The organism is Pseudomonas sp. 58 R 12, from assembly GCF_900005865.1.
GTDB lineage: Bacteria > Pseudomonadota > Gammaproteobacteria > Pseudomonadales > Pseudomonadaceae > Aquipseudomonas > Aquipseudomonas tritici.
In genome coordinates this window covers 258,807-273,321 of sequence record NZ_CVTP01000019.1, presented here as the reverse complement: position 1 = coordinate 273,321, position 14,515 = coordinate 258,807, and the positions used below count along the sequence as shown (strand labels likewise).

The 14,515-nt window shown below is 62.2% G+C and carries 13 protein-coding genes; 6 read left to right on the top strand and 7 right to left on the bottom strand.

The features are described 5' to 3' along the window. Window positions 1–44 precede the first annotated feature (44 nt). Window positions 45–1,487 (bottom strand): aldehyde dehydrogenase family protein, encoded by a 1,443-nt coding sequence (locus BFP95_RS16890; protein ID WP_065874793.1) that lies wholly within the window; start codon window positions 1,485–1,487, stop codon window positions 45–47. Further along, the gene (locus tag BFP95_RS16885; RefSeq protein WP_065910459.1) at window positions 1,484–3,109 is read right to left on the bottom strand and encodes a 5-guanidino-2-oxopentanoate decarboxylase; all 1,626 of its coding nucleotides are present in this window, start codon (window positions 3,107–3,109) and stop codon (window positions 1,484–1,486) included. The genes BFP95_RS16890 and BFP95_RS16885 overlap by 4 nt, the downstream gene beginning before the upstream one ends. A 111-nt stretch (window positions 3,110–3,220) precedes the next feature. On the opposite strand from BFP95_RS16885, the gene BFP95_RS16880 reads away from it, so the two are divergent. Continuing rightward, window positions 3,221–4,099 carry a LysR substrate-binding domain-containing protein gene (locus BFP95_RS16880; protein ID WP_065910458.1) on the top strand — a complete coding sequence of 293 codons (879 nt, stop codon included), beginning with the start codon at window positions 3,221–3,223 and terminating at the stop codon, window positions 4,097–4,099. Window positions 4,100–4,215: 116 nt separating this feature from the next. On the opposite strand, the gene BFP95_RS16875 is transcribed toward BFP95_RS16880, so the two are convergent. Further along, window positions 4,216–4,830, bottom strand: coding sequence for an NAD(P)-dependent oxidoreductase (locus BFP95_RS16875; RefSeq protein WP_065874796.1), 615 nt, complete (start codon window positions 4,828–4,830; stop codon window positions 4,216–4,218). 34 nt (window positions 4,831–4,864) lie between these two features. Further along, window positions 4,865–5,731, bottom strand: a complete 867-nt coding sequence (locus BFP95_RS16870; RefSeq protein ID WP_065890375.1) for an MBL fold metallo-hydrolase — start codon at window positions 5,729–5,731, stop codon at window positions 4,865–4,867. Window positions 5,732–5,835: 104 nt separating this feature from the next. Here BFP95_RS16870 and BFP95_RS16865 point away from each other — a divergent pair, with 104 nt between their 5' ends. Both BFP95_RS16865 and BFP95_RS29810 read left to right on the top strand, forming a co-directional pair. Beyond that, entirely contained in the window at window positions 5,836–6,741 is a 906-nt protein-coding gene (locus BFP95_RS16865; protein ID WP_065874798.1) for a LysR family transcriptional regulator, read from the top strand. 100 nt (window positions 6,742–6,841) lie between these two features. Beyond that, window positions 6,842–7,018, top strand: coding sequence for a hypothetical protein (locus BFP95_RS29810; RefSeq protein WP_165448105.1), 177 nt, complete (start codon window positions 6,842–6,844; stop codon window positions 7,016–7,018). Window positions 7,019–7,147: 129 nt separating this feature from the next. Here the strand turns inward: BFP95_RS29810 and BFP95_RS16860 are convergent, their stop codons facing one another. Next, a complete protein-coding gene (locus BFP95_RS16860; RefSeq protein WP_065874799.1) occupies window positions 7,148–8,026 on the bottom strand; it encodes a helix-turn-helix domain-containing protein in 879 nt (292 codons plus the stop codon). Window positions 8,027–8,215: 189 nt separating this feature from the next. Here BFP95_RS16860 and pobA point away from each other — a divergent pair, with 189 nt between their 5' ends. Both pobA and BFP95_RS16850 read left to right on the top strand, forming a co-directional pair. Further along, on the top strand, window positions 8,216–9,400 hold the full coding sequence (gene pobA, locus BFP95_RS16855) for a 4-hydroxybenzoate 3-monooxygenase (RefSeq protein ID WP_175405785.1): 1,185 nt from the start codon (window positions 8,216–8,218) through the stop codon (window positions 9,398–9,400). Window positions 9,401–9,465: 65 nt separating this feature from the next. Next, window positions 9,466–10,983 (top strand): MDR family MFS transporter, encoded by a 1,518-nt coding sequence (locus BFP95_RS16850; protein ID WP_065874801.1) that lies wholly within the window; start codon window positions 9,466–9,468, stop codon window positions 10,981–10,983. A gap of 130 nt (window positions 10,984–11,113) precedes the next feature. Here BFP95_RS16850 and BFP95_RS16845 read toward each other — a convergent pair whose 3' ends face one another. Then, entirely contained in the window at window positions 11,114–11,953 is an 840-nt protein-coding gene (locus tag BFP95_RS16845; RefSeq protein WP_065882132.1) for a cache domain-containing protein, read from the bottom strand. 40 nt (window positions 11,954–11,993) lie between these two features. Next, on the bottom strand, window positions 11,994–12,764 hold the full coding sequence (locus tag BFP95_RS16840; RefSeq protein ID WP_065874803.1) for a transporter substrate-binding domain-containing protein: 771 nt from the start codon (window positions 12,762–12,764) through the stop codon (window positions 11,994–11,996). Window positions 12,765–13,108: 344 nt separating this feature from the next. On the opposite strand from BFP95_RS16840, the gene BFP95_RS16835 reads away from it, so the two are divergent. Further along, a complete protein-coding gene (locus BFP95_RS16835; protein WP_065882134.1) occupies window positions 13,109–14,479 on the top strand; it encodes a glutamine synthetase family protein in 1,371 nt (456 codons plus the stop codon). Window positions 14,480–14,515 lie beyond the last annotated feature (36 nt).

Below are 14,515 nucleotides of genomic sequence, written 5' to 3'. Positions count from 1 at the left end.
ATTCAACTGACACACCAAAAATCAAAAATGTGGGATCTTCGGTGTTAGTTGGACCGGATCACATGCTTGATCTCCTGAAACGCCGCCAACCCCCACGGCCCTAGCTCGCGGCCGATGCTGCTCTGCTTGTAACCGCCCCACGCCGCTTGCGCAAAGATCACTTGCGGCGCGTTGATCCACACCAGCCCGGCCTGCAAGGCATTCGCCACGCGCTCGGCGGTTTCGTTGTCACGGCTGACCACGCTTGCCACCAAGCCGAAATCGCTGTCGTTGGCCAGGGCAATTGCCTCGTCCTCAGTTGCGAACCGTCGTACACACAGCACCGGGCCGAAGATCTCTTCATTCCACAACGCGCTGTCCAGTGGCACATCGGTGAACACAGTCGGGCGAATGAAAAAGCCCTTCGGCAAATCCGCCGGCCGTGCACCGCCACACAGCAATCGCGCGCCATCCTCAACGCCACGCTGTATGTGCCCCAGCACACGTTGATACTGCACACGGTTGATCAGCGCGCCCATTTCCACCTCATCGGAAAAAGGGTCAGCCACACGGATTCCTTCAACACGTTTGTGCAACCGCTGCAGGAATGCATCCGCCAGGCTGTCAGCGACCAGCACACGACTGGTGGCGGAACACATCTGCCCGGCGTTGAAAAATCCACCGCCACAGGCCAGCTCCACCGCCAGGTCCAGGTCGGCGTCCGCCAGCACCACCAGTGAAGATTTACCGCCCAATTCCAGGCTCACACCCTTGATGGTTTCAGCCGCGCGCTGCATCACCTGCACGCCGACTGCGTTGCTGCCGGTGAAGGAAATTTTCGCCACCCGTGGATCCGCCGCCAACGGCGCCCCGACCGCCAAGCCCGTGCCACACACCAGGTTAAACACCCCGGCCGGGAGCCCCGATTCAGCGATTATTCGCGCCAGTTGCAGCTCTGCCAATGGCGTCACTTCTGACGGCTTGAGCACCACGCAGCAACCCGCCGCCAGTGCCGGGGCGAGTTTCCAGGCAGTGGTCACCATCGGGAAGTTCCACGGCACGATCAGCCCCACCACGCCACAAGGTTCACGGCGCAGGCGAGCGCTGAAGTCAGCGCTGGGCAGGTCCACCGGGCAATCCTGGCCGGCGTCCATCGCTTCGGCCACGCCGGCGTAGTACTCGAACGTGGCGATCACGTCGTCCACATCAATCGCGGCTTCAAACAGCGGTTTGCCGTTGTTGCTCGACTGCAGGTGCATCAGCAGTTCGCGCTGCTCGCTCACCCCTCGGGCGATTTTGCGCAGCAGGGCGGCGCGATCACGGCCGGTGCTTTTCGACCAGTCACTGAAGGCCGCGCTGGCCGCGTCGACCGCTTGTGTCACGGCCAGCGCATCGCCCACGCTCACCTGGGCCAACATCGCTTCGGTGGCCGGATTGATTACTTCCAGCACGGTATGGCCGGCACGCCACGCACCACCGACATACACACCGTTCAATACCGTGCTCATAGCGCCAACTCCGTCATCCAAAGGCCCTGGTCGATTTCAATCAGTGTCGGCCCCGGGCGATCAACTGCGGCGCGTAGTGCCACGCGTAACGACTCAACACCCTTAATACTATCGGCCGCGCAGCCCAGCGCCTTGGCGACGCCGATGAAGTCCGGGGTGTAGATGTCCACACCGACCGGTTCGATCGCCCGGTTGACCATGTATTTCTTGATCTCTTCATAGCCGTGGTTATTCCACAGCAGCACGATGATCGGCACGCGTGCTTCCACCGCGCTGGCGAGTTCCGGCAGGGTGAATTGCAGGCCGCCGTCGCCGATCAGGCAGACCACCGGCTGCCCGTCGCCACGCCCCAGCCAGGCGCCGATGGCGGCGGGCAGGGCGTAGCCCAGGGTGCCGTAGCCGGTGGACGAGTTGAACCAGCGGCGCGGGTGGTCGAGGTTCAAGGTGAGGTTGCCGCTGTACACCGGTTGGGTGGAGTCGCCCACTATGACGGCGTTGGGCAATGCCGCCAGGACGGTGTTGAGGAACAGGGTTTGCGCGCGGGTGGCGGCGTCCCAAGTGGGGGTCAGTTCGGCCCACAAGCGGGCGACGCGGTGAGCGCCCCACGTGCTGTTGCGTGGCGGCAATGGCTGGCGGTCCAGCTCGGCCAACAAGGCGTCGGCGGCGATTTGTGCATCGGCGACCAGCGCCACTTGCGGGGGGTAGTTGCGCACGGTCTGGTCCGGGTCGATGTCGATGCGCAGCAAAGCGCCCGGAATCTCGAAGCCGCCGGCGAAAGTGACGTCGTAGTCGGTCTCCGCCAGCTCTGTTCCGATAGCCAGCACCACGTCCGCTTCGGCCACCAACGCGCGGGTGGCGACCAGGGTTTGGGTCGAGCCGATCAGCAGCGGGTGATGGGCGGGCAGCATGCCTTTGGCGTTGATGGTCAGGGCCACCGGCGCGCCGAGCGCCTCGGCCAGTCGCGTCAGTTCTGGCGCCGCGTCAATGGCGCCGCCACCTGCCAGGATCAGTGGCTTCCTGGCTGCCGCGAGCAACTGGCTCATCTGCTTGACCGCCGATGGCGCCGCGCCGGCACGGGCCACGCTGACCGGCTCAGTGCCCAGCAGCGCGTCGGCATTTTCCACCAGCACATCCAGCGGGATTTCGATATGCACCGGGCGCGGCCGCCCGGCTTGGAACACTGCAAAGGCCCGCGCCAACACGCCGGGCAACTCCGCCGCCGACATCAAGGTGTGCGAGAACGCCGCCACGCCGGCCATCATTGCTGCTTGGTTCGGCAGCTCATGCAGCTTGCCGCGCCCGCCACCCAACTGGCTGCGCGACTGCACGCTGGAGATCACCAGCATGGGGATCGAGTCAGCATAGGCCTGGCCCATGGCGGTGGTGATATTGGTCATGCCGGGGCCGGTGATGATGAAGCACACGCCGGGCTTGCCGCGGGTGCGCGCATAACCGTCGGCCATGAACCCGGCGCCCTGTTCGTGGCGCGGGGTGACGTGGCGGATGCTGGAACGGGCCAGGCCGCGATACAACTCCACCGTGTGTACGCCGGGGATGCCAAATACCTGATCCACGCCGTAGCCTTCCAGGAGGTTGACCAATACTTCGCCGCAGGTGGCCATAAATGTCGCTCTTATTGTTGAGATAAGGCGGTATTGGACCGGCTGGCCGGTAGCGGCAACAATCGATAAAAAGTCATACTAGCCATGTTCTCACGTCATGGCTCAGCCCTTATGAAGCGCCTTCCGCCGCTGCCCGCGCTGCACACCTTCTGGGTCACGGCCCAGTGCTGCAACTTCACCCGTGCTGCCGAGCAATTGCACATCACCCAGGGCGCGGTGAGCCGGCAGATCGCCGGGCTGGAAAGCCATTTGGGCTACGCGCTGTTCCGACGCCAGGCGCGCGGCTTGAGCCTGACCGAAGAAGGCCGTGAATGGTCACTGCGCGCCCAGCAAGTGTTTGGCCTGATCGGCGAGGCGGTGGAGCAGATCGGCAACCGCCGCCAGACCCTGCAGCTCAAAGCGTCCACCTGCGTGATGCGCTGGCTGCTGCCGCGCCTGATGCAGTGGCAAAAGGAGCGCCCGGACGTGCCGGTGGAACTCACCACCACCGTGGCCTACACCGTGGACTTTCGTCGCGAGCAATTCGATGCGGCGGTGATCTATGCGCCCACCGCCGAGCAGTCGGCCGAGGCGCGGCATTTATTCGATGAACAGCTCACGCCCGTCTGTGCGCCAGCGTTGCTGGATGTTTTGCACACGCCCGCAGATTTGCAGCAACAGGTACTGCTGCACCCCACGCGGGACGAGCGGGATTGGGCGTTGTGGCTTTCGGCTGCGAACACGCAGTTGAGCAATTTGAGCCAGGGGCATCATTTTGAAACGCTGGACTTGGCGATGACGGTGGCGTCCCAAGGTTCCGGCGTGGCGATTGGCGACAGTGCGTTGATTGGCGAGGATGTGAAGGCAGGACGGTTGGTGATGCCGTTTGAACTGCAGGTGCCGACGGGGATGGGGTATTACCTGGTGTATCCGCCGGGGACGGCGCCGTCGGCCGGGCTTGAAGCCCTGATGAACTGGTTAGTGAGCCAGGCGCAATATCCGGAACACTGAAGATCACAACGTGGGAGCTGGCTTGCCTGCGATAGCGGTCGATCAGTCAGTACATCATTGACTGACACACCGCTATCGCAGGCAAGCCAGCTCCCACAGTTTTAAACCGCGTTGGGTCAGTAGCCCACGGTGAAGCGCTGGCGGGAGTGCTTTGGTGCTTCGACTTCGTCGATCAAGGCGATGGCATAGTCGGCGAAACTGATCCAACTACGCCCCTCACTGCTCACCAGCAAATCATCCTGGCCTACACGGAATTTACCGGTGCGTTCGGTCTCAACGAACTCCGCCGATGGCGACAGGAAGGTCCAATCCAGTTCCTTCTCCTGACGCAGCGCATCGAGAAACGCGGCCCCCGCACTGGCCTCGGCTTTGTACTCTGCCGGGAAGCCTTCGCTGTCGATCACCCGACCGCCACCCGGCAGTAACAGCGAACCGGCACCGCCCACCACCAGCAGGCGTTGCACCCCGGCTTTTTTCACCGGCCCGATCACGGCGCTGGCGGGCAGGGTGGCGAAGTGTGCGGCGCTGATTACCACATCGCTGCCGCTGACGGCGTGTTGCAGGGCGTCTGCGTCCAGCGCATCAACCTGTTTGACGGTGACGCCAGGGCGAACGGCCAGCTTGTCGGTATTACGTGCGATGGCTACAACGCTATGCCCACGGCGCAGTGCTTCTTCCAGCAGTTGGCTACCGGCACGGCCAGTGGCCCCAATGATTGCAATCTTGCTCATGACGTTCTCCAGTACGGTTAAGGTTTGAAACGCTTCACCACTTCATTTCGCCCTTGGCGACTTTGGCGCTCAGTTCCAGCGAGCTTTCGTCGGCGAGGGTCGGGTAACGTTTTTTCATGGCCGCGATCAGGGCAGCGGAATCCTTGGCCTTGGCGGTCTCGGCGTCAAAGGCCTTGATGTAGTTGGCGGTAAAGGCCACCGATTTCAGCGACGGTGTGCCCAGGTAGTGGCCTGGAACCACGGTGCGAGGTTTGAGCTGTTCGATGCGTTGCAAAGTGGCGAGCCAATCTTTGTGGGATTGCGCGCTCTGGGTGTCGGCCATCCACAGGTGGATGTTTTCAGCGACGACCACACCACCGACCACGGCCTTGATCGACGGGATCCACACAAAGCTGCGATCCGGCTGCGGGCCATCCAGGCCGATGACATCCAGTTGTTGGCCTTCGAGGCTCAAGCTGTGGCCTTCAAGCACCTGCGGCACGATGGTTTTGGCCGGCTTGTCGGCGCCCATTTTCGGGCCCCAGAACTCAAGTTTGCCGGCAACAGTCGCCTTGATATGGTCGACCACCGGTTGCGCTGCCAGCACCTTGGCGTCGGGGAACGCGGCGGTGAGGGTATCGAGGCCGAAGTAGTAGTCCGGGTCGCCATGGCTGATGTAGATGGTGGTGAGGTGTTTGCCGCTGGCGCGGATCTTTTGCACCAACTGCTCGGCCTGGCCCTTGCCGAATTGAGCGTCCACCAGGATGGCGTCCTTGGCGCCGCTGACCAGCACCGAGCTGACCGGGAAGATCGCGGCTTCGCCAGGGTTGTACACGTCCAGCGTCAGGTCGGCGGCAGCCGCATGTGCGGCGAAGGCCAGGGCGGCGGTGGCCAGGGTCAGGCGCTTGAAGGTTGAGAACATCGGGCAGCTCCAGCATGGGTAGGGGACGCACAGAGCTTAGTTGCACAAAACCAGACTAAAAATGCGATGCTGGGACATAGTTTGTTTCTAAAATCGGGCAAATCATGGATCGTCTTCAAGCAATGCGCGTGTTTGTCACGGTGGTGGACCTGGGTAGCCAGTCTGCCGCCGCCGACCATCTGGACCTGTCGCGGCCGGTGGTGTCACGCTACCTGGCCGAGCTGGAAGACTGGGTCGGCGCACGTTTGCTGCACCGCACCACGCGCAAGCTCAGCCTTACGGCGGCCGGCAGTGAAACCCTGCCGCGCTGTCGGCAAATGCTGGAACTGTGCGGCGATATGCAGGCCGCCGTCAGCGAGCCCGACGACGCGCCCCGTGGCCTGCTGCGCCTGAGTGTCAGTACGTCTTTCGGCCAGGCGCAATTGGCGCAGGCCATCGCCGAGTACGTCAAGCGCTACCCGCTGGTGACGGTTGACCTGCAGATGCTCGACCGCACGGTGAACCTGGTGGATGAGCGTATCGACCTGGCCATCCGCACCAGCAATGACCTGGACCCCAACCTTATCGCCCGGCGGCTTACGGTGTGTCGCTCAGTGGTCTGCGCCACGCCGGCTTATCTGCTGGAGCATCCGGCCCCGCAGAAAGTCGAAGACCTGGCCGGGCACAACTGCCTCACCCACTCTTATTTCGGTAAAAGCCTGTGGCATTTCGAAGAGCGTGGCGAGCACGTCTCGGTGCCCATCAACGGCAATATCACTTCCAACGAGGCCAGCACTTTGTTGCGCGTGACGCTGGCCGGGGCAGGGGTGTCGATGCTGCCCAGTTACCAGGCCGGCGACTACATCCGTCGCGGTGAACTGGTGCGCCTGCTGCCCGATGCCGAGCCTCGCCGGATGAACATTTACGCGGTATACGCCTCGCGCAAGCACATGCCATCGGCGCTGCGCAGCCTGTTGGATTTCCTGGTGCTGCGGTTCCCGGAAGAGCCCGCATGGGATGCGGGTCTCTAGGTCGACATAAACGTGTTGAATGTCGCCCGATAATGGCAACTCGCGCGCGTTGACCTATGCTTTGGAGAGCACCGTGTAGATCCGCTCAGAGGTCTGTGCCATGAGTATTAAAACCAGAAAGTACCTGATGATTTTCAGCCTGTGCGCACTCGCCAGCGCGCTGTACGGGACTGCCGCCTACCGTGTCGAGCAAACGCGCATGCAGCCGACCTTTGCGATCAGTTGCCATCAGGATCAATGCGTTCCGCGTACCGGCAGTTTCAGTGCTCTGCGATAAGGATGACGCGCTGAATATCCAAATGTGGGAGCGGGCTTGCTCGCGAATGCGGTGGATCAGTTTGCAGATATGTAGCTGACCCAGCGCATTCGCGAGCAAGCCCGCTCCCACAAAAGCCCGCTCCTACATTCAGCTATGTGGTGCCTCGGCTTTAAGTTGTTCACGAAACGCCTTGGGCGAAAACCCGACCCGTCGGCGAAACAGCCGTGAGAAGTTGGTCGGGTCGGAAAAACCCAACACCTCCGACATTTCATTAATGGTCATGCTGGTGTAAGTCAGCAAACGCTTGGCTTCCAGCAATTGCCGGTCATGCATGATCTGCAGCGCAGGCTGCCCGCCCAACTCTCGACATGTTCCGTTCAAGTGTGAGACCGAGATCCCGAGCTTGTGGGCCAGGTCCTCGATCTTCGGGTGTTCGCGGTAATGCTGCTCGACCAGCTGGGTAAAGCGCCGGAAGTATTCACGCCCCCTGGGCGCCCGAGGGTGGCGATGCTGGATGGCCTGGCGGCTGATCCACACCAGCAGCACGCTGACCAGCGCATGCAGCATCATGTCCCGCGCCGGTTGATCGTCGGCGTATTCAACCTGCAGGCGGGCGAACTGACTGTTCAGATAATCACTGTCTTTGCCTGCCGGGTAACTGCCCAATGCCTGCAATCCGTCTACCGTTGCGCCCAGCTGTGCTTGCAGATGGCTGACCAGTGGCGCTGCCAGCGTCACGACATAGCCTTCAACATCCTCGGGAAAGCGAAACCCGTGCACACACAACGGCGGCAATACCTGCAGGGTCGCTTCGTTCAGCGTGGTGCGCTGGCCTTCGATTTCCAATTGTGCCTGGCCTTTGTGCACGTAGAGCAACTGGCACAGATCCGCGTGCCGGTGGGGCTGGATTTCCCACTGGTATTCCCGACTGCGCCGGGAAATGGTTTCACAGTGCAACAAATCGGGGGTCGGCCATTGCTGGTCTTCCCCGTAAAGCTTGAAGACCGGAATCGCGGTTTTGGTCATGGTTTCAATCCGATACTCAGGACAGTGGTGCGGTAATCGCCCCAATTGGCAAAAAGCGCAGGCTTTGGCTCAGTTTTCACCTTCTTATGCTGCTCGCTCAAGTGAAAAATGTCAGCAACAAGACCAATGACAACTCTTTCACCCTGTCTGTTCGGGTGGAATTTGCGGGCCATAAAAATAATGAAAACGCTGAAAACCCAAGTCGCCATCATCGGCGCCGGTCCCTCTGGACTGCTGCTCGGTCAACTGCTGCACAATGTGGGTATCGAGACCCTTATCCTAGAGCGCCAGAGCGCCGATTACGTGCAAGGGCGCATTCGTGCCGGGGTGCTGGAGCAAGGCATGGTCGACCTGTTGAGGCAGGCCGGCGTCAGCCAGCGAATGGACAGCGAAGGCCTGGTGCATGACGGATTCGAGCTGGCGCTGAACGGCCAGCTCACCCATATCGACCTCAAGGGCTTGACCGGCGGCCAGTCGGTGATGATCTACGGCCAGACCGAAGTCACCCGCGACCTGATGGCCGCGCGTGCCGCCGCTGGCGCCACCACGTTTTATGAAGCCCATAACGTGCAGCCCCACGGCCTTAAAAGTGATCGACCCTGGCTGACGTTTGAGCACCAGGGTGAGGCGTTTCGCCTGGAGTGTGACTACATTGCCGGTTGCGACGGCTACCACGGCGTTGCGCGCCAATCGATCCCGGCCGAATCGCTCAAGGTCTTCGAACGGGTCTACCCCTTCGGCTGGTTGGGTATCCTGGCCGACACACCGCCCGTGCACGCTGAGCTGGTCTACGCCAAGCACGCGCGCGGCTTTGCCTTGTGCAGCATGCGTTCGTCGACCCGCAGCCGCTATTACCTGCAAGTGCCGCTGGAAGAACCTATTGATGAATGGCCTGACGCACGTTTCTGGGACGAGCTGAAAACCCGCCTGCCCAGCCACCTCGCCGAGAACCTGGTGACCGGTCCGTCGATCGAAAAAAGCATCGCGCCGCTGCGCAGTTTCGTGGTGGAACCGATGCAGTACGGCCGCCTGTTCCTGCTGGGCGACGCGGCGCATATCGTGCCGCCCACCGGCGCCAAGGGCTTGAACCTGGCGGCGAGTGACGTGAGCACCCTGTATCGGATTCTGCTCAAGGTCTACGGCGAGGGGCGCGTGGATTTGCTGGAACGCTATTCCGCCATCTGCCTGCGGCGGGTGTGGAAGGCTGAGCGGTTTTCCTGGTGGATGACCTCGATGTTGCATCAATTTCCCGAGGCGGACGGTTTCAGCCAGCGCATTGCTGAGAGTGAGCTTGAGTACTTCATCCACTCCGAGGCGGGGCGCAAAACCATCGCAGAAAATTACGTCGGACTTCCTTACGAAGCTATCGAATAGCCTGCTATCGTATCGAGCATTCCCGCGGGCCGACTTTCCCGCGGGCTCTGCTCGAAGGTCTTGCCGTGACGCACCTCAATCAGCCCGCTCCGCCGCTTCCCGCTGTGCGCAGTATCCTCGCCTCACTGATGATGGCGATCTTCCTGGGTGCACTGGACCAGACCATTGTCGCCGTGTCGATGCCCGCCATCTCCGCGCAGTTCCACGACGTCAACCTGCTGGCTTGGGTGATTTCCGGCTACATGGTGGCGATGACTGTGGCCGTGCCGATCTACGGCAAGCTCGGCGACCTGTATGGGCGCCGGCCGATGATGCTGATCGGCATGGGCCTGTTCACCCTGGCCTCGCTGTTCTGCGGCATGGCGCAAAGCATGGAGCAACTGGTGCTGGCGCGGATCCTCCAGGGCATCGGCGCCGGCGGCATGATTTCGGTGAGCCAGGCGATCATTGGCGACATCATCCCGCCCCGTGAACGCGGACGCTACCAAGGCTATTTCAGCAGTATGTACGCGGTGGCCAGCGTGGCCGGGCCGGTGCTCGGCGGCTACATGACCGAGTACTTGTCGTGGCGCTGGGTATTTTTGATCAACCTGCCATTGGGCGCCGGCGCCTGGTACGTGGCCCACCGCACCCTGGTGGGGCTGCCGGTGCCGCAGCGCAAGCCGATCATCGATTACCTCGGCACCGTGCTGATGATCGTCGGCCTGACGGCGTTGCTGCTGGGCATCACCGAAATCGGCCAGGGCCATCATTGGCGTGACAATGAAGTGCTGGGCCTGCTGGCGTGTGCGCTGCTGGCGTTGAGCCTGTTTGTCTGGCACGAACGCCGTGCGCGGGAGCCGTTGTTGCCGATGCATTTGTTCGCCAACCGCAGCGCGGTGTTGTGCTGGTGCACGATTTTCTTCACCAGCTTCCAGGCGATTTCCCTGACGGTGCTGATGCCGCTGCGTTATCAGACGGTGACCGGCTCGGGTGCCGACAGCGCGGCCTTGCACCTGCTGCCGCTGGCAATGGGTTTGCCGATGGGCGCCTATTTTGCCGGGCGCATGACCTCGGTGACCGGGCGTTATAAACCGATGATCCTCAGCGGCGCGCTGTTGAGCCCCTTTGCGATTTTCGGCATGGCCTTGAGCGCGCCTCAGGCGGTGTGGCTGACAGCCGTGTTTATGCTGCTGTGCGGGATCGCGGCCGGCATGCAATTTCCCACCTCGCTGGTGGGCACGCAGAACTCGGTGGAACAACGCGATATCGGCGTCGCCACCAGCACCACCAACCTGTTCCGTTCCCTCGGCGGGGCAGTGGGGGTGGCGTGTATGTCGGCGCTGTTGCTGGCGCTGTTGCAGGATTCCAGCTTCGCCCACCTGGCCAGCGGCGCGCTGGCCGTTGAAGGCAGCTCCGGTAACGTGTTGCTTGACGGCCTCAACGCCGCACCCGGCCCGGCGCAGGACGCCTTGCGCGGGGAATTGGCGGTGACGTTCCGGCATTTGCTGATGGTGAGTGCGGCGGTGTCGTTGTTGGGCTTGGCGGCGGCGATTGCGATGCCCAACCGGGTGCTGCGCGGCCGCGAAGACAAAGCGCGCTAACTGACCCTGTGAAGATCAAACTGTGGGAGCGGGCTTGCTCGCGAATGCGGTGGTTCAGTTGAAGCATCTGTAACTGACACACCGCATTCGCGAGCAAGCCCGCTCCCACAGTTTTGACCGCGCTCCAGCTTCAGGGGCTGTAGTAACCCACCGCCACCATGAAATGCCCGGCCTTGCGCACATACGCATGCTTGTTCTCGACCTTGCCGGTCACCGGGTTTTTCCAGCGGTATTTGTATTCGCCCTGGTCCTGCTCGGCCATCAGCTTGAGGATCGGTTCGCCCACCGGCTTGCCGTCGGGGTCCTTGATCTTGCCGAAGTCGGTGTTGATCAGCCGCAGGGTGGTGCCGTGGGCCACGTAGCGTCGGGTATTGAGGTCGACGACAAACACGTAGAGGTCATCCTGCAAGAAGCCGCCTTGCAAGGAGTTGATCGCCTTGAGCGTGCCCGACTCATCCTTGAGCAATGCGTTCACCGCCTTGTTGCGCAGGGCCCGCGCCTGTTCCGGTGTGGCCCGTGGCAAGTAATAACCCACCGCCAGGATGCGTTCGCCCACGCGCTGGTAGAACACGTGCTTGTGCTCGACCTTGCCATCGTTCCAGTTCTGCCAGCGGTAATCGGCCTGCTGGATGCCCTGGCCTTCCGGCACCTTCAGCGCGTCTTTAAATGACTGGCGCAGATCCGGTCCCAGTACTTCGGATACATCGCGGCCGATCAAGGCGGAGGAGGGCCCGCCACTGGCCAGCAGCACGCCCTGGGTATCGACCACGAACACATAGCGATCCTGCTCAATAAACTCCCCCTGGCGACTGAACGCGGCAAAGGCCTTGTCGCCGTTGCTCTGGTAGTAGGCCACGGCTTTCTCCAGCAGCGCCTTGGCCGCCTGCGCATCCTCATCCTGAGCCGTCGCGGCATGCACCTGGCTGAAACACAACAGCAGCAGCCAGGTGATTCGAAGCAATCGCGTCATAACCCATCCCTCGTTCTTATTGATGTGACAAGAGCGTAGCTCAGGGCGCCGCCAGCCATTGACTGACGATGCCGTCATACACCCCGGTGGCCACGCTCAGGTGCAACCATTGGTCGACATAGCTTTTCCACGCCACATCATCGCGGGGCAGCATGAAGGCTTTTTCGCTGTACTGCATCTGCCGCTCAGGGTTGACCGCGCACAGCCCTGGCTTGAGCTTTTGCTGGTAACGCGCTTCGCTGGCGTCGGTGATCATCACGTCGGCCTTGCCCGCCAGCAGTTCGTCGAAGATGGTCACGTTGTCATGCAAGCGGATTTGCGCCTGGCCCAAGTGGGCGCGGGCGAATACTTCGTTGGTGCCGCCGGCGGGCTCGATCACGCGGACCTGCGGTTGGTTGATCTGCTCGACGGTCTGGTAACGCTGCACATCGGCGCAGCGCACCAGCGGGATCTTTCCGTCGACGCCGAGGGCCTGGCTGAAGAAGGCTTTTTTCTGGCGCTCCAGCGACACTGAAATGCCGCCCACGGCAATGTCGCAGCGTTGGGCGAGGAAGTCCGGCATCAGGGTTTTCCAAGTGGTGGGCACCCACTGGATGTTGGCGTTGAGGCTCTTGGCCAGGGACTCGGCCATGGCGATGTCGATGCCTTCGTAGCTGCCATCGGCGCGCAGGGAGGTGTAGGGCTTGTAGTCGCCGGTGGTGCAGACGCTGAGCGTGCCGCGTTGGAGCACCTGGTCCAGGCGCGAAGGGGCGGCGTCGGCCAGGACGCTGGTGGCCACGCTTAATACACACAGGGCAAAAAGAGCTTTCATGCGGTCGAGTCCTTGGGGCATGGTCTTGGGCGGTCATTATTTCCAGCGTTGGGCGGGGTGGCAAGGCGCTGCGAATGTTTAGCCAAGTCGCAACCAAACTCCATCAACCCTGGATTTACCCACCTATGCAGGCGTGTGAGGCTGGCCGCTATCTTCAGCACTGTGATCCCTGCATGGACGGCTCTCTCGACACCCACCCCGCGACACTGCCGTCCGATCTCGCGTTCTGGGCCCTGTTCCACTGCCGTCACGCACGCCCACCAGATACTTCATTCCTACGTTGATCCATCCCTTGGATGGCGTGCACCTGCGCGTCTGCTTTACACACACGTATGAGAATGCCCATGAGTGTTTTTGCCTGCCTGAACGAAGCCCAGTCTTACCTCGAACACAACCCAGACATCGAACTGTTCGAGCTGTTTATCCTCGACAACAATGGGGTGCCACGCGGCAAGTTGCTGCACCGCGATGAACTGCTGGCGGTGTACGAGAGCGGCCGGCCCTTGCCCAGCACTATCCTGGGCCTGACCATCAATGGCGACGACGTGGAAAACTCTGGGCTGGTGTGGGAGGTGGGCGATATCGACTGCCGCGCCTACCCGATCAGCGGCAGTTTGCAACGCATGCCGTGGCGGCTGATCCCGACGGCGGCGGTGCAGGTCAGCATGCACCCCACCGAAGGTCTGCCCGCCACCGTGGCGGATCCCCGGCATTTGCTGGCCAAAGTGATCGACGGGCTCAAGGCCGATGGTTATTACCCGGTGATGGCGGCGGAGTTGGAGTTTTACCTGCTCGACCAGAAACCCGACAGCAATGGCCGGCCACAACCGGCACGGGATGTGGATGGCGGGCGCCCGCGTTCGACCCAGGTCTACGGCCTGCGCGAGCTGGAACAGATCGAGCCGTTCCTCGCCGACCTCTACAGTGCCTGCAAACTGCAAGGCATCCCGGCGCGCACGGCGATTTCCGAATACGCCCCCGGCCAGGTGGAAATCACCCTGGAACACCGTACCGACGCCCTGCAAGCCATGGATGAAGCGGTGCGCTATAAACGGCTGGTGAAGGGCGTGGCGCACAAACACGGGATGACCGCCTGCTTTATGGCCAAGCCGTTCGATGACCTGGCCGGCACTGGCATGCACATGCACGTGAGCCTGGCGGACGCCGCGGGCAATAACCTGTTCGCCAGCGAAGCCACTGACGGCACGCCGCTGCTGCGCCAGGCGGTGGGTGGCATGCTCAGCACCTTGCTCGATTCGCTGTTGCTGTTCTGCCCCAATGCCAACTCTTACCGTCGCTTCCAAACCAACAGCTACGCGCCGCTGGCCGCCACCTGGGGCGTGGACAACCGCACCGTCAGCCTGCGCGTGCCTGGCGGGCCGGCCAACTCCCGGCATATCGAACACCGCATCTGCGGCGCCGACGCCAACCCTTACCTGGCGGCTGCCGCCATCCTGGCCGGCATTCACCGTGGCATCCGTGAACAGCGCGACCCCGGCGCTCCGGTGGAAGGCAACGGTTACGCCCAGGCCAAGGAACTGCTGCCGACCGACTGGCTTACCACGCTGCGCGCACTGGAAGGTTCACGCTGGGCGCGGGAGGCATTTGGCAGTGAATTCCTCGGCGTGTACCTGGCGGTAAAACGCGCTGAGTATCGCCAGTTCATGGGCGAGGTAGGGGAGCAGGATTGGCGCTGGTATTTGCATCAGGCGTGAGCCGGTGACAGGGCAGTGGTGGCTTCGACCTTTTTT